General features: G+C 72.8%; 15 protein-coding genes and 1 riboswitch. Of the genes, 5 read left to right on the forward strand and 10 right to left on the reverse strand.

Annotation, left to right across the window (positions count from 1 at the left end):
* Positions 1-16: 16 nt before the first annotated feature.
* Genes EIY87_RS31570 through EIY87_RS31580 form a run of 3 tightly spaced genes read left to right on the forward strand, consistent with a single transcriptional unit; the run spans position 17 to position 2497 of the window.
* Positions 17-799: a M50 family metallopeptidase gene (locus EIY87_RS31570; RefSeq protein ID WP_125313432.1), complete on the forward strand. Its 783-nt coding sequence runs from the start codon at positions 17-19 to the stop codon at positions 797-799.
* A 55-nt stretch (positions 800-854) separates the two neighbouring features.
* On the forward strand, positions 855-2087 hold the full coding sequence (locus tag EIY87_RS31575; protein WP_125313433.1) for an aldehyde dehydrogenase family protein: 1233 nt from the start codon (positions 855-857) through the stop codon (positions 2085-2087).
* Positions 2088-2089: 2 nt separating this feature from the next.
* Positions 2090-2497: a hypothetical protein gene (locus EIY87_RS31580; protein WP_125313434.1), complete on the forward strand. Its 408-nt coding sequence runs from the start codon at positions 2090-2092 to the stop codon at positions 2495-2497.
* Here the strand turns inward: EIY87_RS31580 and EIY87_RS31585 are convergent.
* Positions 2457-2705, reverse strand: a complete 249-nt coding sequence (locus tag EIY87_RS31585; RefSeq protein ID WP_125313435.1) for a hypothetical protein — start codon at positions 2703-2705, stop codon at positions 2457-2459. The two genes, EIY87_RS31580 and EIY87_RS31585, sit on opposite strands and share 41 nt — an antisense overlap.
* Before the next feature lie 85 nt (positions 2706-2790).
* Between EIY87_RS31585 and EIY87_RS31590 the strand changes: the two genes are divergently transcribed.
* Entirely contained in the window at positions 2791-3882 is a 1092-nt protein-coding gene (locus EIY87_RS31590) for a dihydrofolate reductase family protein (RefSeq protein WP_125313436.1), read from the forward strand.
* A gap of 10 nt (positions 3883-3892) precedes the next feature.
* Here the strand turns inward: EIY87_RS31590 and EIY87_RS31595 are convergent, their stop codons facing one another.
* The 9 genes from EIY87_RS31595 to EIY87_RS31635 form a co-directional block, all read right to left on the reverse strand.
* Complete coding sequence (locus tag EIY87_RS31595; protein WP_125313437.1) at positions 3893-5104, reverse strand: chitinase; 1212 nt, start codon at positions 5102-5104, stop codon at positions 3893-3895.
* A gap of 184 nt (positions 5105-5288) precedes the next feature.
* Positions 5289-6371, reverse strand: a complete 1083-nt coding sequence (locus EIY87_RS31600) for a sensor histidine kinase (protein WP_125313438.1) — start codon at positions 6369-6371, stop codon at positions 5289-5291.
* Positions 6368-7024 (reverse strand): response regulator transcription factor, encoded by a 657-nt coding sequence (locus tag EIY87_RS31605; protein WP_125313439.1) that lies wholly within the window; start codon positions 7022-7024, stop codon positions 6368-6370. Before EIY87_RS31605 ends, EIY87_RS31600 begins: the two co-directional genes overlap by 4 nt.
* Before the next feature lie 35 nt (positions 7025-7059).
* Positions 7060-8937 (reverse strand): ArnT family glycosyltransferase, encoded by a 1878-nt coding sequence (locus EIY87_RS31610; protein WP_125313440.1) that lies wholly within the window; start codon positions 8935-8937, stop codon positions 7060-7062.
* A gap of 39 nt (positions 8938-8976) precedes the next feature.
* On the reverse strand, positions 8977-12540 hold the full coding sequence (cobN, locus tag EIY87_RS31615) for a cobaltochelatase subunit CobN (protein WP_125313441.1): 3564 nt from the start codon (positions 12538-12540) through the stop codon (positions 8977-8979).
* 49 nt (positions 12541-12589) lie between these two features.
* A riboswitch (cobalamin riboswitch) is annotated at positions 12590-12659 on the reverse strand.
* A gap of 71 nt (positions 12660-12730) precedes the next feature.
* Entirely contained in the window at positions 12731-13738 is a 1008-nt protein-coding gene (locus EIY87_RS31620; protein ID WP_125313646.1) for an NlpC/P60 family protein, read from the reverse strand.
* Positions 13739-13745: 7 nt separating this feature from the next.
* A complete protein-coding gene (locus EIY87_RS31625; RefSeq protein ID WP_125313442.1) occupies positions 13746-14228 on the reverse strand; it encodes a poly-gamma-glutamate biosynthesis protein PgsC/CapC in 483 nt (160 codons plus the stop codon).
* Positions 14228-15406 (reverse strand): poly-gamma-glutamate synthase PgsB, encoded by a 1179-nt coding sequence (gene pgsB / locus EIY87_RS31630; protein ID WP_125313443.1) that lies wholly within the window; start codon positions 15404-15406, stop codon positions 14228-14230. The genes EIY87_RS31625 and pgsB overlap by 1 nt, the downstream gene beginning before the upstream one ends.
* Before the next feature lies 1 nt (position 15407).
* Complete coding sequence (locus EIY87_RS31635; protein ID WP_125313444.1) at positions 15408-17672, reverse strand: methyl-accepting chemotaxis protein; 2265 nt, start codon at positions 17670-17672, stop codon at positions 15408-15410.
* 192 nt (positions 17673-17864) lie between these two features.
* On the opposite strand from EIY87_RS31635, the gene EIY87_RS31640 reads away from it, so the two are divergent.
* Positions 17865-18770, forward strand: a complete 906-nt coding sequence (locus tag EIY87_RS31640) for a hypothetical protein (protein ID WP_225440141.1) — start codon at positions 17865-17867, stop codon at positions 18768-18770.
* Positions 18771-18788: the final 18 nt, after the last annotated feature.

Below are 18788 nucleotides of genomic sequence, written 5' to 3' on the forward strand. Positions count from 1 at the left end.
GTGGTGAGGTATCCGGGTGAGCTTGCCCGTTCCTCTCGCGCTCGGCAGCACCGCCGGTGACGTCCTGTCAGCCCTCCGGACGGCCGCGGCCGGCACCTCGTCGGCCGGCTCGCTGCTCGAACAGGCCCAGGCACCCGCGGTGATCACCTTGGTCGCCGGCGGCGTGGCGCTGCTGGTCGTCCTCGTGGGCGGCAGGCCGTGGCGGCTGGTGCGCAACGTCGTCACGATCGTGCACGAGGCCGGGCACGCGCTGGCCGCGGTGCTCGTCGGGCGCCGGCTGCAGGGCATCAAGCTGCACTCGGACACCTCGGGCGTCACCGTCTCGCGCGGCAAGCCCGAGGGGCCGGGCATGGCGTTCACCGCCATGGCCGGGTACCTGGCGCCGTCGGTGCTGGGGCTGCTGTTCGCCAGCTTGCTCGGCAACGACCTGGTCGGCACCGTGCTCGTGCTGATCGCGCTGTTGCTGCTCGGCGTCCTGGTGATGGTGCGCAACGCCTACGGGGTGTTCACCGTCGTCGCCAGTGCCGTGGTGCTCGCGCTGGTCGCGTTCGTCGCGCCGGTCGAGGTGCAGGCGCCGTTCAGCTACCTGGTGACCTGGTTCCTGCTGTTCGGTGGCGTGCGGCCGGTGGCCGAGCTGCAGGCCAAGCGCCGCCGCGGCCAGGCGCGGGACTCCGACGCCGACCAGCTCGGCCGGCTCACCGCGGTGCCGCCGGTGCTGTGGGTGCTGGTCTTCGCGGTGGCGACGGTCAGCTGCCTGATCGCCGGCGGGCTGTGGCTCCTGGAGCCCGTGGCCACCTGAGCGAGCCCATGCGGCAAACTGGTCTCTCGCTGGTCCGCGCGGAGGGAGACGAACGATGGACGAGGTCGCCAAGGCCGTGGAGGAGTGCGCACGGGCGGCGAAGCTGGCCGCGCCGTCGCTCGCCGCCGCTTCCGCCGAGGCCGTCGACGCCGCGCTGACCGGGATGGCCGAGCGGCTGCTCGCGCACCGCGAGGAGATCCTCGAGGCGAACCAGGCCGACGTCGAACGCGCGAAGGCCGAGGGGATGAGCGCCGGTCTGCTCGACCGGCTCACCATCACCCCGGAGCGCCTCACCGGCATGGCCGAGCAGCTGCGGCTGCTCGCCGGCGCGCCGCACCAGGAGCGCTCGGTCGAGGTGTCCACGCTGGACGGCGGGCTGCGGCTGGTCGAGCGGCGGCGGCCGGTCGGCGTCATCGGCGCGAACTACGAGGCGCGGCCGAACGTGACCGTCGACGTGGCGTCGCAGCTGGTGAAGTCGCGCAACGCCGGTGTCCTGCGCACGGGTTCGGCCGCGCTCGGTTCGGCGCAGCGGCTGCGGGAGGTCGTCATCGCGCCCGCGCTCGCCGAGGCGGGCATCGACGCCGACTGCGTCCAGCTGGTGCCGCGGGTGGAGCGCGAGGCGGCGTCGGCGCTGGTCCGGCTGCCGGACCTGGTGCCGCTGGTGATCCTGCGCGGCAGCGGCGACAGCACCCGGGCGCTCGCCACCGAGGCGGCGGTCCACGGCGTGCGCACGCTCGCCCACGCCGACGGCGGCGGCGTGCTCTACGTCGACCGCGGCGCGGACGTCACCAAGGCGCGTGACCTGGTCTACAACAGCCTCGACCGGCTCGGGGTCTGCAACCGGCTGAACCTGCTGCTGATCCACGAGGACATCCACGACGAGGTCTGGCCGTCGATCTCGGACGCGCTGGCCGAGCGGGGTGTCACGCCGTCGCTGGCGCCGCACGAGCACGCCATCGGCTACGAGTGGGCGCTGGACTCCGACCGGGAGGCGACCGTCACGGTGGCCAAGGTCGGCGCGCTCGCCGACGCGGTCGGGATCGCCAACGAGCAGACGTCGGGCCTGGCGGCGGGCATCGCCACCGAGGACGAGTCGGCCGCCGACGCCTTCTTCGACGGCTACACCGGCACCGGCGTCTTCTGGAACGCCCCGACCCGCCTCCTCGACGGCTTCAAGATGCTGGCGGTCCCGGAGACCGGCATCAACCTGGACAAGGTGCCCGGCCCCCGCGGTCCGGTGACGTACACGGACCTCTACGTCCGCCAGTACGCCGTCCTCCCGGCCTGACGGTGCGGCTGCCGATCGACGTGCCGGGCGACGTCCGGCGCGCGGACCTCATCCGTGTCGAAGGCGACCGGGAGTGGGAACGGTGGACCACCGTGCCCGGGCCCGTCCTCGAGTCGGTGACGGGCGCGGACGCGACAGCGCTCGTCGGGCTCGTCACCGACCTCCCGGAGGCCGGGATGATGCGGTGCTACCACCCGATGTACGCGCTCCGGGCGCACGGCGCGGAAGGCGTCCTCTTCGAGATCGCCTTCTGCTTCCGCTGCCACAACGCGCTCGGTTTCGCCGGCGGCGCCCAGACCGGCCTCGAAGGGTTCGACGCGGACTCACCGGCCGGGCAGGAGCTGCTCGGCCGGTTCCGGGCCGCGGACCCTAACGCGGCGGGACGTGCGCCAGCTTCTTCAGCTCCTTGACGGTTTCCGTCACGTTGGCCAGGAGTTCCGTCCGGTCGTCCGGGTCGGCGGCGTGGCGGTAGATGGCGGTCGGGCCGTCGCTGATCGCGATCGCGGCGACCAGGCGGCCTTCGGGGTCGCGGGTGAGCCCGGTGGTCACCGACACTTCCCGGCCGACCGTGTCGACCGTGGTGAGCGTCCGCTCCTTGTACCAGCCTCGCGTCGTCATGTTCCGCAGCTCCGGGGGATGGGCTCGACAGGGATACGTCGTAGGACGCCCGGGCGGCCGGAGGCGTTACGGCATACTGGGCCGGGTGATCTCCCGGCCGCACGTCCTGCTGTCCGCCGCGCAGTCGCTCGACGGCTACCTCGACGACACCTCGCCCGAGCGGCTCGTGCTGTCCACTGAGGACGATTTCGCCGTCGTGGACCGGTTGCGGGCCGAGGCGGACGCGATCTTCGTCGGGGCCGGGACGGTGCGGGCCGACAACCCGCGGCTGCTCGTCCGGTCGCCCGAGCTGCGGCGGCAGCGGCTGGACCGGGGAAAGCCGGAGCAGCCCGTCAAAGTCACCGTGACCACCCGCGGACTGGACGCGGACTCGCGGTTCTTCACCGTGGGGGACAGCGAAAAGATCGTCTACGCGCCGCCGGGCGTGGCGGACGACCTGAAGGGAGTCGCCACCGTCGTGGACGCCGGGAGCCCGCCCGACTTCGGGCGCGTCCTCGACGACCTCGGGCAGCGCGGCATCGAAAACCTGCTGGTCGAAGGCGGCGGCGGGATCCACACCCGGTTCCTCACCGAAGGCCTCGCCGACGAGCTGCGGCTCGCGATCGCGCCGTTCTTCGTGGGGCAGCCGGGCGCGCCGCGGTTCGTCGGGCCCGGGCTCTACCCGCGGCCGCTCACCCTCGCCGGGGTGCGGGAACTGCAGGGGATGGCGATCCTCGAGTACCGCGCCGCGGCCGAGCCGGACGGGCCGGACGTCCGGCGGCTCAAGGAAGCCATTGCACTCGCCGCCGAGTGCCCGCCCAGCCACACGTTCCGGGTCGGGGCCGTCATCACCGACGCCGGTGGCGAGGTCATCGCCACCGGGCACTCCGGCGAGGGCGACCCGTCGAACCACGCCGAAGAAGCCGCCCTCGCCAAGTGCGCCGGCGACCCGCGCCTGGCCGGGGCGACCATCTACAGCTCACTGGAGCCGTGCAGCAACCGGAGCTCGCACCCGCGCAGCTGCACGCAGCTGATCCTCGACGCCGGGATCCCGCGCGTCGTCTTCGCGTGGCGCGAGCCGCCGGTCTTCGTCGACGCCCAGGGCACCGAGCTGCTGCGGCAGGCCGGGCGGCACGTCGTCGAGGTGCCCGCGCTGACCCCGGAGGTCCAGCGCGAGAACACCCACCTCGACTTCTGACGCGCGCCGGCTAGCAGGCGCCGTTGTCCTGCCAGACACCCCATTCGCCGGTGGTGCCGGGCTCCTCGCCCTGCGTCCACCACTTGGCCGTCCACTTGTGGCTGTTGTGCGACACGACGTTGTCCTTGACGTAGACCTTCGTCCGGTCCCACTCGGCCGCGGTGCACGAACCGCCGCCCGGGGTGGTCGGGGTCGTGGTGGTCGGCGGGGTCGGGGTCGTCTGGGGCGGCGTCGCGCCCGCGAAGCGGACGCTGAACTTCGTGAAGTCCCAGTCGTTCTGCGGGACGTTGCTGCAGACGCCGTTGTCGGTCGTCCCGACGCAGGCGCGGTCGCGGTTGACCGACCAGAACGTGAAGCGGCCGAGACCGTGGCTGGTCGCGTAGTCGTACACCGTCTGGAAGTCCGACGTGTAGAACATCTCGGCCGCGTCCGATTTGCCGTTCATGCCCGAGAAACCCTCGTGCGAGTACGCGGTCGCGCTGTCCCAGCCCAGGTGCGACATCAGCAGGCCGTGCAGGGCTTCCAGCGCCGACACCTGCGACGAGCCGCCGTTGAAGCCGCCGTCGAACGGCATGATCGAGAAGTTGTTGGGCGTGAACCCGATCGACTTCGCCTGGTCGAGCAGCTGCGTGCCGAACCAGCCGGTGCCGGCCGCGGTGCCCGGCATGGTCACCGACACGAAGAGGCCGGGGTTGTTGGCCTGCAACGTCTTCGCCGCGCCGAGCTCGTTCGCGATGGCCGCGGTGTTCTCGTACTCGGGCTCTTCGAGGTCGAAGTCGATGGCCTTGAGCGAGTACTTCGTGACGACCTGCTGGTACGCGGCCGCCGTCGCGGCGACCGTGCCGCAGGTCTGGCCGAGCTTCGTGCCGCCGTACCCGCCGACGGAGACGGAGATGTCCCCGCCCGCCCCGCGGATCTTCGAAATCGCGGCGGCGACGGTGGTGTCGGTGGCGATCGGGTCGGTGCCGTCCCAGGTGGGGCTGCAGCCGCCGCCGTTCGGCGCCAGGATGAACGCGAGCTGGAACGCCTTGAGCCCGGTCGCGTTCATCACGGTGACCGGATCGGGCGGGTTGTTGCTCTGGGGCATCAGGTATGGCGCCGCGGCGTACCAGTTGTTGCTCAACGCCGCGGTGGCCGCGGGCGCGCCGAGCACGAGGCTGACGGCGGTGGCGGCGAACGTGGCGGCGGCGAGCCCGATGGCGGCCAGTCTGCTCTTGCGCATGAGCTGTCCTCCCGGTGGGGATCGAGGGTGGACAGATCATTGGACTAGACCATTGACGAAGTCAAGGCACAACGGGTGGATCGCCGCCGGGCGTGGGCGAAACGCGCCGAGATATCCGAAATTGGTCCGGGGAACGACACCGCGAGGGTGATGCGACCGCCGAGGCGTCGCCGCACCGCGACCCTCAAGCCGCGGGCAGTGACACGGTCACCACCAGGCCGCCCTCCGGTCGTGCCCTCGCCACCACGTCGCCGCCGTGCGCGTGGGCTACCGAGCGGACGATCGACAACCCCAGCCCCGCGCCTTCCGCGGCCACCCGGGCCCGGCGGTGGAACGGGTCGAACAGCGCCGGTACGTCCGCCGGCGGGATCACCGGGCCGCTGTTCGCCACCGAAAGCTCCGCGCGGCCCGGTGCCGTCCGGGTGGTCACCTCCACCCAGCTCTCGTCGTTGTTGTGGCGGAGGGCGTTCTCCACCAGGTTGTGCACCAGCCGCTCCAGCATCAGCGCGTCGCCGATCGTCGACGCCTCCGCCAGATGCTGCGAAACGTCCTCGGGTGCCACGTGCGCGACCAGCGCCGCCAGGTCGACCGGGCAGCGCTCGGTCAGCGCGCTCTCCGACTTCGCCAGCAGCAGCAACCCGGTGATCAGCCGTTCGTGCCGCGCGTTGATGTGCAGCAGCTTGCTCCCCAGCTCGCGGACGTCGTCCGACGCGGTTCTGCGGTGCATCGCCACCTCGACCACCGAGCGGTTCAACGTCAGCGGGGTGCGCAACTCGTGGGACGCGTTCGCGACGAACCGGCGCTGGGCGTCGAACGACCGGTCCAGGCGCTCGACCATCACGTCGAACGCGTCCGCCAGGTCCTTCACCTCGTCCTCCGGCCCGCGCAGCGCGATCCGCGCGTGGCCGCCCGGGTCGGCGGCCGCGGCGATGCGGCGGGCCGTCTCCGTCACCTGGCGCAGGGGCGCCAGTGCGCGGCCCGCCACCAGCCAGCCCAGTGCCGCCGCCAGTACCGCCACCGCCGCGAGGGCGACCGCGCCCTGCGTCAGCAACGACGTCGCCGCCGCCGCGCGCAGCTGCCGGGCCTGGTCGTCGAGCGCCGCCAGGGACGGGAGTGGGGCGGCGCCCGGGGGCGGGGTGCCCGAAATGATCGCCACCCGCTGGCCGACCTGGCGGGTGAACAGCAGGTACGTCACGCCGAGCAGGGCCACGCCCGCCAGCAGGAACAGGCCGCCGTACAGGACGGTCAGCCGCAGGCGGAGGTTCACCGGAGGCGGTAGCCGACGCCGGTGACCGTCTCCACCAGCGGGGGATCGCCGAGCTTGCGGCGCAGCTTCAGCACCGTGAGCCGGACCGCGCCGGTGAACGGGTCGGCGTGCTCGTCCCACACCTTCTCCAGCAGGTGTTCCGCGGACACGGCGGCGCCGTCGGCGCGCAGCAGCTCGGCGAGCACGGCGAACTCCTTTTTGGACAGTGGCAGGTACCGCCCGTCGCGGAACACCTCGTGGCGCGCCGGGTCGAGGGTGACGCCGGAGCGGCGCAGCACCGGTGGCGCGGCCGGGCGGCAGCGGCGGCCCAGCGACTGGATCCGCGCGGCCAGCTCGGGGAACGCGAACGGCTTCGTCAGGTAGTCGTCGGCGCCCAGTGACAGGCCCGCGACCCGGTCGGTGACCTCCGCGGCCGCCGTCAGCATCAGCACCCGGGTGGTCACCCCCGCGCCCACCAGCTCGCGGCAGACGTCGTCGCCGTGCACGACCGGCAGGTCCCGGTCGAGCACGACGACGTCGTAGTCGTGCACGGCGATCCGCTCGAGCGCCGCGCCGCCGTCGTGGGCGACGTCGACCGCGTGGGCGTCCTCGCGCAGCCACTCCGCGATCGCGTCCGCGAGCATCGGCTCGTCTTCCACCACCAGGACCCGCATGTCCCGATGATCGCCGCGGCGGTGTTTCTTCGCCGTTAGCAGCGGTAGAGGGTGTCCGCGCCGCCGATCCGCACCGGACCCGCGCCCGGGCCGGACCGGCCGCCGTACTCGGCGGGGTCGACGGCCGCGCAGTGCTGCTCGATCCAGCGGCCGCGCGCCTCTTGGGCCGGGCTCCGGGCCGGACCCGCCGGACCCGCGCCGGAGCCGCTCAGCACGAACCGCAGCTTGCCTTCCGCGAGCCACCGGTCGAGCTGCGCGGTCGACGGCGCGTCGTCGCGGCCGCCGAACCCGCCCATGCCGATCACGGTCGCGTCCGACTCGATGAGGAACGGCGCGACCGTCCCCGCCTCGGCGTTCACCGCGAGGGTGATCTCGGTGCCGTTCCGGGCGGCGTAGCCGAGGATCCGCCGTTGCTCGTCGGTCAACGTCGTGGTGCCGTCGCCGCCCGAAATCATCAGCCGCGGGGCCGCGCCGCCCGGGGGCGGCGGGGAGCCGGGACCGGTGACAACCGGGGCGGGGCCGGTCGGACCGCCAGGACCGGTGGCCGGGCCGGCGGCGGGCAGCGTCCCGGCCGACGTGCTCTGCGCCGCCGCGTACGACCAGACGGCCGGGGTGAGCAGCACCGGGACCAGCCCGGCGACCAGCGTCGTCCGGCTCCGGACCGCGAGCAGGCCCGCGATCGCCGCGACGGCCGTGCCGAGCACCGCCCAGCGCGTCCAGCCGTGGAACGTCGTGTCCCGCGAGGTCAGGACGAACGCCCAGGCGGCGGTCAGCGCGATGACGAGCGGGAGCAGCGTCCGCCGGTGCCGCCGCCACAGCAGTGCCAGCCCGGCGGCGGAGACCGCGGCGACGGCGGGAGCCATCGCCGTCGTGTAGTACGGATGCCAGATGCCGCCGGCGAAGCTGAACACCGCGGTCGTCACCAGCAGCCAGCCGCCCCACAGCAGCCAGCCGGCGTCGCGCCACCGGCGGCCCAGTACGACAAGGACGAGCAGGCAGAGCGGGAGCAGCCACGAAATCTGCCCGCCGACGAGGTCGTTGAACATCCGGCCCGGCCCGGGATCGCCGCCGAACGACGACATCGTCTGCTCGCCATTGCGCATGATCATCATGCCGCCGCCTTCGCCGTTCCCGGAGAGGCGCCCGAAGCCGTTGTAGCCGAAGACGAGGTCCCACGCCGAACCGTCCGCGCTGCCGCCCATGTAGGGCTTGGCGCCGGGCCACCAGTCGTACAGGGCGATCCACCAGAACGACGACGCGATCAGCACGGCGCCGGCGCCGAGCACGTCGAGCAGCCGCCGCTTGAGCGGCCCGGACGTCCCGGCGAGGTACGCGGCGACCAGTGCGGGCACGACGATCCACGCCTGCAGCATCTTCGTCAGGAAGCCGCAGCCGACGAAGAACGCGCACCAGAACAGCCACTTCCGGCCGTCCTCGAGCGCCCGCGTGACCGCGTACGCCGCGGCGACCAGGAACAGCACCAGAAGCGTGTCGGGGTTGTTGTCCCGGTTGATGATCACGGTCACCGGCGTGAGCGCGAGGATCGCCGCCGCCAGCAGGGCGACGTTCTCCCCGGCCCACCGCCGGACCGTCCGGTGCAGCAGGAAGACCGCCGCGACGCCTTCGAGCACCTGCGGCAGCAGCAGCGCCCAGCCGTGGAAACCGAAGACGAGCACGGAAAGCGCTTGCGGCCACAACGCGAACGGCGGTTTGTCGACTGTCACGACGCCGTACGGGTCGAAGGAGCCGAAGAGGAAGTTCGTGAAGCCGCTCGTCATCGACTTCGCGGCGGCCGAGTAGTAGGTGTTGCCGAGCTGGCCGTCGCCGATCTTCCAGGCGTAGAGGACGGCGGCGCCGAGGCAGATGAGGGGAAGCGCCCAGGAGCGGGTCTTCGGGGGAGCGGCGGTGATCATGCTGCCCACCCAACCCGGGCCCGCGTTTCCCGGGCGTTTCTACTCCGCCTCGAGATCACCTTCCAAGGACAGGTAGACCTCACGCATCTTCTCCAGCAGCGCGGGGTCGGGCTCCTCCCACAGCCCGCGGTCGGCCGCTTCGTTGAGCCGTTCCACGATGCCGCGCAGCGCCCAGGGGTTCGCCTGGCGCAGGAACTCCTGGGTCACTTCGTCCAGGACGTAGGACTCGGTCAGCTTCTCGTACATCCAGTCGCCGACGACGCCGGCCGTCGCGTCGAAGCCGAACAGGTAGTCCACGGTGGCCGCCAGCTCGAACGCGCCCTTGTAGCCGTGCCGCCGCATCGCCGCCAGCCAGCGCGGGTTCACCACGCGGGCGCGGAACACGCGGGCGGTCTCCTCGCCGAGCGTCCGGGTGCGGACCGCGTCCGGGGACGTGCTGTCGCCCACGTACGACGCCGGGGCCGAGCCGGTCAGCGCGCGGACCGTCGCGATCATCCCGCCGTGGTACTGGAAGTAGTCGTCCGAGTCGGCGATGTCGTGCTCGCGCGTGTCCGTGTTCTTCGCCGCGACGACGATCCGCTTGTACGAGCTCTCCATGTCCTCGCGCGCCGGGCGGCCGTCGAGGTCGCGGCCGTAGGCGAAACCGCCCCACACCGCGTAGACCTCCGCGAGGTCCTTGTCGTCGCGCCAGTTCCCGGAGTCCATCAGCGGCAGCAGGCCCGCGCCGTACGCGCCCGGCTTCGAGCCGAAGATCCGGGTGGTCGCCCGCCGCTCGTCGCCGTGCGCGGCCAGGTCCGCCGAAACGTGGTCCCGCACGAAGTTCTGGTCCGCGGGTTCGTCCAAAGCGGCCACCAGCCGGACCGCGTCGTCCAGCATCGTGATGACGTGCGGGAACGCGTCGCGGAAGAAGCCGCTGATCCGGATCGTGACGTCGATGCGCGGGCGGCCGAGTTCCGCGAGCGGGATCGCTTCGATGCCCGTCACGCGCCGCGACGCCTCGTCCCAGAACGGCTGGACCCCCAGCAGGGCCAGGACTTCCGCGGCGTCGTCGCCCGAGGTGCGCATGGCCGACGTGCCCCACACCGAAAGCCCGACCGAGCGCGGCCAGTCCCCGGTGTCCTCGCGGTACCGGCGAAGCAGCGAATCCGCCAGCGCCTGCCCGGTTTCCCAGGCGAGCCGGCTCGGGATCGCCTTCGGGTCGACGGTGTAGAAGTTCCGCCCGGTCGGCAGCACGTTGACCAGCCCGCGCAACGGCGACCCGCTGGGCCCGGCCGGGATGTAGCCGCCGTCCAGCGCGTGCAGCACCGAGTCGAGTTCCGCGGTGGTGCCCGCCAGCCGCGGGACGATCTCCTCCGCCGCGAAGGAAAGCACCTTCGCGACCTGCTCGTCCGGCGCCACCGAGGCGACCGCCGTGGCGTCCCAGCCGCGCAGCTCCATCGCCTGGACGAGTTCCCGCGCCGTCTTCTCGACCGCGTCCACTTCGGACATCGGCGCGTCTTCCTTCAGTCCCAGCGCCGAACGCAGGCCGGGTACCGCACCCTGCTTGCCGCCCCACATCTGGGACGCGCGCAGCATCGCCAGCACCAGGTTGACGCGGGCCTCGCCGGTGGGTGCCGCGCCCAGGACGTGCAGCCCGTCGCGGATCTGCGCGTCCTTGACCTCGCACAGCCAGCCGTCGATGTGCAGCAGGAAGTCGTCGAACTCCGCGTCGTGCGGCCGTTCTTCGACGCCGAGGTCGTGGTCCAGCTTCGCGGCCTGGATCAACGTCCAGATCTGGGCGCGGATCGCGGGCAGCTTCGCCGGGTCCATCGCCGCGATGTTCGCGTGCTCGTCGAGCAGCTGCTCCAGCCGCGCCAGGTCGCCGTAGGACTCCGCGCGCGCCATCGGCGGGATCAGGTGGTCGACGATCGTCGCGTGCGCCCGCCGCTTCGCCTGCGCGCCTTCGCCCGGGTCGTTGATCAGGAACGGGTACACCAGCGGCAGGTTCCCGAGCACGGCGTCCGGCGCGCACGACGCCGAGAGCCCGGCCGTCTTGCCCGGCAGCCACTCCAGCGACCCGTGCTTGCCGAGGTGGACGACCGCGTGCGCGCCGAACTCCTCCTCCAGCCAGCGGTAGGCGGCCAGGTAGTGGTGGCTCGGCGGGAGGTCCGGGTTGTGGTAGATCGCCACCGGGTTCTCGCCGAACCCGCGCGGCGGCTGGATCATGATGATCACGTTGCCGCTCTGCAGCGACGCGAGCACGATGTCGCCGTTGTCGACGTACAGCTCGCCCGGCGCCGGACCCCAGTGCTCCTCGACACCCTGGCGCAGCTCTTCCGGCAGCGCGTCGAACCACGCCTGGTAGCGCGCGGCCGGGACGCGGATCGGGTTCCCGGACAGCTGCTCCTCGGTCAGCCACTCCGGGTCCTGGCCGCCGGCCGCGATCAGCGCGTGGATCAGGGCGTCGCCGTCGGGCTGGTCGGTGCCGGTCGGGTCGACGCCCGGGAAGGCGTCCGGCCCGAGGTCGTACCCCAGCGAGCGCATCCGCCGCAGCAGCTCGATCGCGGACGCGGGCGTGTCCAGCCCGACCGCGTTGCCGACGCGGGAGTGCTTGGTCGGGTACGCGGACAGCATGAGGGCGATGCGCCGCTCGGCGGGTGGCGTGTGCCGCAGGCGGGCGTGCGCCAGCGCGATCCGGGCGACGCGGGACGCGCGTTCGGCGTCCGGGACGTACCGGGGCAGGCCGTCTTCGTCCAGCTCCTTGAACGAGAACGGGACCGTGATCAGCCGCCCGTCGAACTCCGGGACGGCCATCTGGTTGCCGGCGTCGAGCGGGGAGAGCCCGTCGTCGTTGGCCGCCCACGTCTCGCGGTCGCTGGTCAGGCACAGCGCCTGCAGGATCGGGACGTCGAGCGCGGCCATCTCGGCGACGTCCCAGGCCTCGTCGTCCCCGCCCGCGCCCACCTCGGACGGCCGCGTGCCGCCCGCCGCGAGCACGGTGACCAGCAGGGCGTCGACGGAAGCCAGCTCGGCCATCATCGCCGGCTCGCGCGTACGCAGCGAAGCGGTGTAGATCGGCAACGCGCGCCCGCCCGCGGCCTCGATCTCGTCGGCGAGCGCGTGGACGAACTGCGTGTTCCCGGACAGGTGGTGCGCCCGGTAGTAGAGGATCCCGACCACCGGGCCTTCGGCGCGCGACGGCCGCTCGAGGACGCCCCACGACGGCTGCTCGGCGGGCGGCTCGAAGCCGTCGCCGGTGAGCAGGAGCGTGTCGGAGAGGAACCGGTGCAGCTGGGTGAGGTTGGCCGGGCCGCCCTGCGCGAGGTAGGCGTGGGCCTCGGCGGCGATGCCCGCCGGGACGGTCGAGAGCTTCATCAGCTCGGCGTCCGGCGTCTGCTCCCCGCCCAGGACGACGACGTGCGCGCCCGACGCCAGCAGCGTGTCGAGGCCGTCCTGCCACGTCCGCGGGGTGCCGAGGATGCGGACGACCACGATGCGCACGTCCTCGAGCAGGCCCGGCAGCTCGGCGACGTCGAGCCGGGCCGGGTTCGCCAGCCGGTACTCGCCCTCGGCCGAACGCGCGCTGAGCAGGTCGGTGTCCGAAGTGGACAGAAGCAGGATCACGAGGTTCCTCCTCGGGGTCCGCGCCCCGGGTCGACGGTCGCGCCGGCCGGAGTTCCTGGCTCGCGGAGATCGCTCCGCTGACAGTGGCGGGACCGCCCCGGACTCCCACCGGGTTCCTCCACCTGCCGACGCGTGGGTTCCGCCTCACTCTCCGGTGCGGCCGACCCGGCGTCAAGGTGACGTGCGTGGCTCAGAGCCGCTTGGCCGTGCGGAACGCCTTCGCGTAGGTCCCGGAGCCGTCGATCAGCGACACCCCGCCCGCGTCCCCGAAGGTCGGGCCGTTCGCCACCTTGCGGCTGGACAGCACGCGGTGGTGGCCGTCGCCGTCGATGCCCAGGTAGATGCCCGTGTGCGACACCTGCGGCCCGAGCTGCGGCTCCAGGTTGAAGAACAGCAGGTCACCCGGTTGGAGCGCGCTGAAGTCCGTCGCCTGCTTCTTCTCGTCGGGGATCAGCGTGGTGCCCGGCCCCAGCTCGGCCAGCGCCCACGCCCGCCGCGGCAGGCCGGGGCCCTTCTTGTTCGTCCCGAGCAGCGGGTAGCCCGCCCGGTAGCCGTAGACCATCCGCACGAACCCGGAGCAGTCGAGGGACCGGGCGCGCCGCGGTTCCGCCGCCTCGTGGACGCCGTCCGGGAAGTCCCAGCCGATCCCCAGGTAGTCGTAGAAATCCGACTTCTCGAGCCTGCCCTCGGCGCTGTCCGGGCCGAAGCTGGCGTCCCCGGCCACGCGCAGCTTCTTCACGACCTGGTCGGCCGCGCCGTCGGTGTACTGCAGCGCCATCGCCAGGACGTCCGGGCCGGTGTCGGCGGCGGCCTTCGGGAGCCAGTCGGCGAACCACTTCTCCTTCTCCGCGCCCGCCTGCCAGGCCTGCGGCGCGAGCCGGATCCAGGCCGTCGTCGTGACGCCGGCGGTGGTGAACTTCGGCTCGGTGAACGTCCGGGACCGGCCGGTCAGCATGACCGTGCGGGAGCCGTCGGTGAACGACGCGAGCTGGGCGCCCGCCGCGTCGCGGACGATCGTGCGGGCCGGGTGGTCCAGCCGGTCGTAGGTGTAGCCGCCGGTGACGGCCGCGCCCGAGGCCGCGGGGGACGCCGAGATGGCCGTGATGTCCGGGCGGTCCTGCGTGGCGACGTACACCGCCGCCGTGCCGGAGACGCCGATGACCGCGGCGAGGACGCCGATCCGGACCGCTTTGCGCATCGTCACCTCACACCGTGGGGACCAGGCCGACCAGCACACCGCTGATCAGCACCGCGTAGCTGGCCAGGCTGACGCCGCCAGTGGCGAGCATCGTGGCCACCGGCTTCTGCCGGACCAGCTGGTAGGCGACCAGGCCGGGCACCACGAACCCGAGCGTCTGGTGCACGAACAGCAGCGGGAAGTCGGCCTGGAGGAACAGCAGCAACGTCGTCTGGAGCACGACGCCGAGCAGCACGACCGCCGCGAAGAGCCGCTTGCCGTAGAGGATCACCATGCGCTGCAGCAGCTTGGTGCCGCCGAAGGTCAGCGCCGTCATCAGGACGATGATCGCCGCGCGCCGGTAGTCCTCGACCATGGTCAGCGCGATCCAGCCGGGCGTGATCATCCCGCCGGGGGACAGGTTCGTCGTCAGGTAGCAGACCAGCGACAGCAGCAGGCCGATGGCGAGCCCGACGGTGGCGACCTCGGGGGCGAGGGACGTGGTGAGCATCAGGCGACCGGTTCCAGTTTCGCGAGTTCCTCGATGAGCAGTTCCCCCTGGCCGTGGATGTTGCCGATGGCGATCAGCGACGCCTGCCGCTCGACGCCGCCGACGATCCCGCGCAGCAGCTCCCGCGGCGAGCGCGAGCCACCGAGGTCGACGACGCGGTCGTGCCACTCGCTGGGGATCGCGACGCGGGCGCTGCGCGTCGGCTCGCCGATCAGCACGACGCGTTCGGGCGCGATGCGGGGGATCAGCGCGCCCATCTGGCCGTTGCGCTCGACGCGGTCCGGGCGGCAGTTGATGATCACGTGCAGGGGGTCGGTGATCGCGCCCTGCGCGCGGAGCTGGTCGATGTTCATCAACGTCGATTCGGGGTCGTTCGCCGCGAAGACGTTGGCGAAGCGGAGGTGGCGGCGCCCGGCGCGGTACCGGTGGACCTGCAGCACGCCGGGGTCCGGCGGCGCGGCCCACATGCCGTCCAGCGCGAGCTGCCGGTTGACGCCGAGCAGGTCCGCGACGGCCAGCGCGATGGCGACGTTCTCCTTGAAGGTGATCCAGCCGAAGCCGCGCATCTCCTCGTCGGAGACCGATTCGGGGTCGACCGCGATGAGCTCGCAGTCCCGCTTGGCGGCCTCCTCCCGGAGGATGTGCAGCCGGTCCTTCTCGGCGGTCAGGCAGATCCCGCCGACCGGCATCGACCGCGACAGCGACCGCGCGACGTCGTCCAGGGTCGGCCCCATCTCGGCGAGGTGGTCCTCGCGGACGTTGCACAGCACGCCGATGGTCGAGCGGATGAGCTTGCTCTGGTTGATCTCCTGCAGGTCCGGCATCACGGCCATGCACTCGATGACCAGCGCGTCCGGCCGGTACGCGGCGGCGCGGCGGACGATGCCGATCTGCTCGACGACGTTGGCGATGCCGAACTTGCGGTAGACCGGCTCTTCGCTGCCGTCCGGGTGGATGAACCGGGCCGCGGTGCCGGTGGTCTTCGCCGTGGTGACGAGCCCGCCGCCGCGCAGGGCGCCCGCGCACAGCCGGGTGATGGACGACTTGCCGCGGATGCCGTTGACGAGCACGCGCGTCGGGATGCTGTGCAGGTGCTTGTAGTGCTGGCGCTGTTCGGCGATCCCGGCCAGCAGCATCGCCGCCGATGCCAGGACCAGCACGACGTAGAGGAACGTCACGTCAGACCCCGGCCCCGTCCAGCCAGCTCAGGTAGTCGCTCTTGGCCCGCTGCCGTCGGGGCTCGACGTCGACCTCGATGCGCTGGATCAGCTCGGTCTCGTCGGTCGCCGCGCCCGTCGGCCGCCGGACCTCGCCGAGCCGGGCTGTGCCCTCGGTCAGCGCCTGGCGGCAGATCTCGACGCAGGAGGCGATGGTGCCGATCTCGTCCTGCCGCTGGGGGTAGACGACGGCGCCGGTGTCGCCGCGGGCGATCCGCCGGGCTTCCGCGCCGACCCGCCGCAGCGGCCGGACGACCACCAGGAAGTGCCAGGCGAACAGCATCAGCGCGACGACGGCGGTGAGCAGCGCGGCGACCCGCGCGCCGGAGCGCACGGTGTTGTCCGCGAGCCCGAGCGAACCGATCGGCTGCTCGGCGACGACGACCCACTTGAGCGAAGCCGCGTTGCCCTTGTCGGCCAGGCGCTGCGCCGCCACGAGCGCCGACGGCGTCGTCTCGCGGGCGTCCTTGCCGGCCTGCGCCGCGTCGACGCTCTTGATCAGCGCCGGGTCGGAAAGCGCGGAGAAGGCGAGGTAGCCCTCGGTGTCGGCGATGGTGCGCTTGCCCTCGTCGACGACCCGGACGCGGCCGCCCGCCGGGCCGAGCAGCGCCGCCATCCGCGGCACGTCGTACTCGCCGACCAGGACGTTCTTCGAGTCCGGCAGCGGCGTGAAGGCGTAGACGACCGGGACGCGGCCGCTGGTGTTGTGCTGGCGCAGGCCTTCGCCGTCCGGCAGCTTGCCGGGGTCGCGCAGGGCCTCGCGCCCGGCCTGCAGCACCACCGCGCCCTGCTCGTCGGCGACGTAGACGCTGCGGAACCGGCTTTCGGTGCCGGCGAGCTGGTCGAGCATGCCGCGCAGCCGGTCCGGCTCCTTGCCCTTGCCGAGCCGCGCGACGGACTGCAGGTCGGTCAGGCCCTCGGCGAGGCTGCGGCGAAGCGTGTCCGCCGAGTGCGTGACGCGGACGCCGTGCTCGGACAGCGTCGTCGCCGAGACCTCGGCGTGCTGCCGCCCGAGCGTCGCGGCGACCGCGCCCGACCAGCCGAGCAGCGCGAGGGCGACCGCGACGATGACGAACTGGGCGGACAGGAACGGGCGGACCGGCTTCGCGGGCTTGCGGCGGCGGAGCTTGCCGCGGTACCGCTCGACGGCGGTGGTCAGCCGGTTCACCTCGCGGATCCGCGACTGCCGCACCGGCTTGCCGAGCGCGCCGGCCGCGACGGCGAGCGCGTCGGTGCGCAGGCGGCGGATCGGCGCGACGACCGTGCGCCGCAGCAGGACGAACCCGGCGACGGCGAGGACGAGCAGCGCGGCGGCCGGGATCAGGCCGGGCCAGCGGACCGGCACCGCGTCGACCGGGACGCGGCTGAACGACACGACCGACAGGCCGAGGCTGCCGCCGGTGCCGGACGGCGTGACCGGCGCGTAGGAGACGACGGCGGCGCGCTTGCCCGCCTGGTCGGGGTCGCCGGTGAGGACGCCGGTCTGGCCCGCGGCGGCCGCGGTCGCCGCGCGGGCGAGCAGTTCCTGGGCGGGCCGGTCGGTCGCGGCGACGTCGGTGCCGTGCGTGTGCAGCACCGCGCCGTCCGAGGTGACCAGGCGGACCTGCTGCTGGGTGCTCGCGTCCAGGTCGCCGCCGATGCCGCGCAACGCGGTCGAGACGACGAGGAGCTTGCCGGCGCGGGTACCGGTCAGCGGGAGCGCGGTGAGCACGAGCGGGGTGTCGCCGGGGCGGGCGACCGGACGGACCGTGAGGTTCGCGACAGGGACCCCGCGCAGCGTCTCCACCGGCACCGGCTCGCCGCGCGTGGCCGCCACCTTCTGCGCGGCCGGGTCGTAGACGGCGATGCCGCGCCAGTCGTCGTAGGTTTCGCCCAGACGGGTGAGGAGCGCGGCGTCGTCGGCGGTGTCGAACACGCCGGAGCCGGCCGCGACCTGCAGGTCACCGGCGGCGGCCGTCGCCGACGTCGCGACGCTCTGCGCGAGCCCGGCGGTGGTCCGCTGGCGGCTCGCGGTGACCTCGTCGGAGACCCGGCCGGACTGGTCGTCGGCGCGGATCAGCGACAGCGGGCCCGCGGTGGACAGGTAGAGCGCGGTGAAGGCCGCGATGAGCAGCAGCAACGCGAAGGTGGTCGCGGACGCGACGCCCACGCCGCGCGGGAACCCCGCTTCCGGGATCTGCGCGCGCAACCGGGCGGCTCGATCGTCGTGCGGTCTTGGCCGGTTCACCTGGTCTCCCCAGGGCCTTTCAGTCGGGCGATCCCGGAAGGTCGCCGGCCACCAGGGGCCGTAGCGGAAGGTCCACTCTTTCGGGTCACGTGAAAGTCTCGAAGTTGTCAGCGGTGACGGTACAACTCACCCCATCGTGCGACAAACAGCGGCCATGGGTGACGGCCGGATGGAGTCAGTACACTCCGGGTGGTGATCAGTCGGCCCCGGACGTTGCTCAGCGTGGCCGGCGTGGTCGTCGCGCTGGGACTGGCCTTGACGTTGGTGCTGGTCCTCGGTGACGACGAGCCACCACCGCCCGCGCCGGAGGCCGGTTTGGATTCCCTCGTCACGCAGTTCACCGCCGGGCTGTCCGCGGACCAGGAGTACCGCTCACCGAAATCCGACGAACGTCGCACGGCGGCCACCGGGTTCGCCGCCGTCCTGGATCGCCGGGGCACCGCGGACTTCGCGCGGCTCGGCTTTTCGGTGCGCGACGGCGTCGACCCGGCGACCGGGCGGCCGTACACGATCGCGGTGAACGAGACCGGCACCGACCGGGCGTGGGGGATGTACGTCATCGACCGTTCGGCGCCGCCGTCGCTGGTGGTCGAGGTGCCGCACCCGGCGTTCGACCTGCGCACCGAGCTCTTCGGCGTCGACCTGTTCCGGCGCGTGCCGGGCGCGGTGCTGCTGGTCGCGGGCGCGCACCGCAAGGCGGACGACGGCCAGGCCGACGTCGCGCACGAAGAGGATTCGGTGTTCCACGTCGTCGCCACCGCGCTCGCGGGCCGCGGGCTGGCGCAGGTCCAGCTGCACGGCTTCCACGACCAGAACCTGCCTTCGACGGACATAGTGCTCTCTTCGGGCGCCACGGTCGCCGGCGACGCGGCCCGGCGCGCGGCCGACCGGCTTACCGCGGACGGGTTCGCCGTGTGCCGCGCCTGGGAAGAGCGGTGCAAGGGCCTGGAAGGCACGACGAACGTCCAGGGCAAGATGGCCGCCTCGGACGACACGGTCTTCCTGCACGTCGAGATGAGCCGGACGGTGCGCGAGTCCCCCGAGCGGCGCGCCGACGTCGTGCGGGCGCTGACGGAAGCCGATCTCGCGAAACCCTGACCCTTTTTTCGACCGCGA

The sequence above is a fragment of the Amycolatopsis eburnea genome (assembly GCF_003937945.1).
GTDB lineage: Bacteria > Actinomycetota > Actinomycetes > Mycobacteriales > Pseudonocardiaceae > Amycolatopsis > Amycolatopsis eburnea.

Coding starts and splice junctions, on each gene's coding strand:
- EIY87_RS31620 (WP_125313646.1), bottom strand. CDS start 13,738: ATGCGCAAAGCGGTCCGGATCGGCGTCCTCGCCGCGGTCATCGGCGTC.
- EIY87_RS31625 (WP_125313442.1), bottom strand. CDS start 14,228: ATGCTCACCACGTCCCTCGCCCCCGAGGTCGCCACCGTCGGGCTCGCC.
- EIY87_RS31610 (WP_125313440.1), bottom strand. CDS start 8,937: ATGATCACCGCCGCTCCCCCGAAGACCCGCTCCTGGGCGCTTCCCCTC.
- EIY87_RS31595 (WP_125313437.1), bottom strand. CDS start 5,104: ATGCGCAAGAGCAGACTGGCCGCCATCGGGCTCGCCGCCGCCACGTTC.
- EIY87_RS31585 (WP_125313435.1), bottom strand. CDS start 2,705: ATGACGACGCGAGGCTGGTACAAGGAGCGGACGCTCACCACGGTCGAC.
- EIY87_RS31575 (WP_125313433.1), top strand. CDS start 855: ATGGACGAGGTCGCCAAGGCCGTGGAGGAGTGCGCACGGGCGGCGAAG.
- EIY87_RS31605 (WP_125313439.1), bottom strand. CDS start 7,024: ATGCGGGTCCTGGTGGTGGAAGACGAGCCGATGCTCGCGGACGCGATC.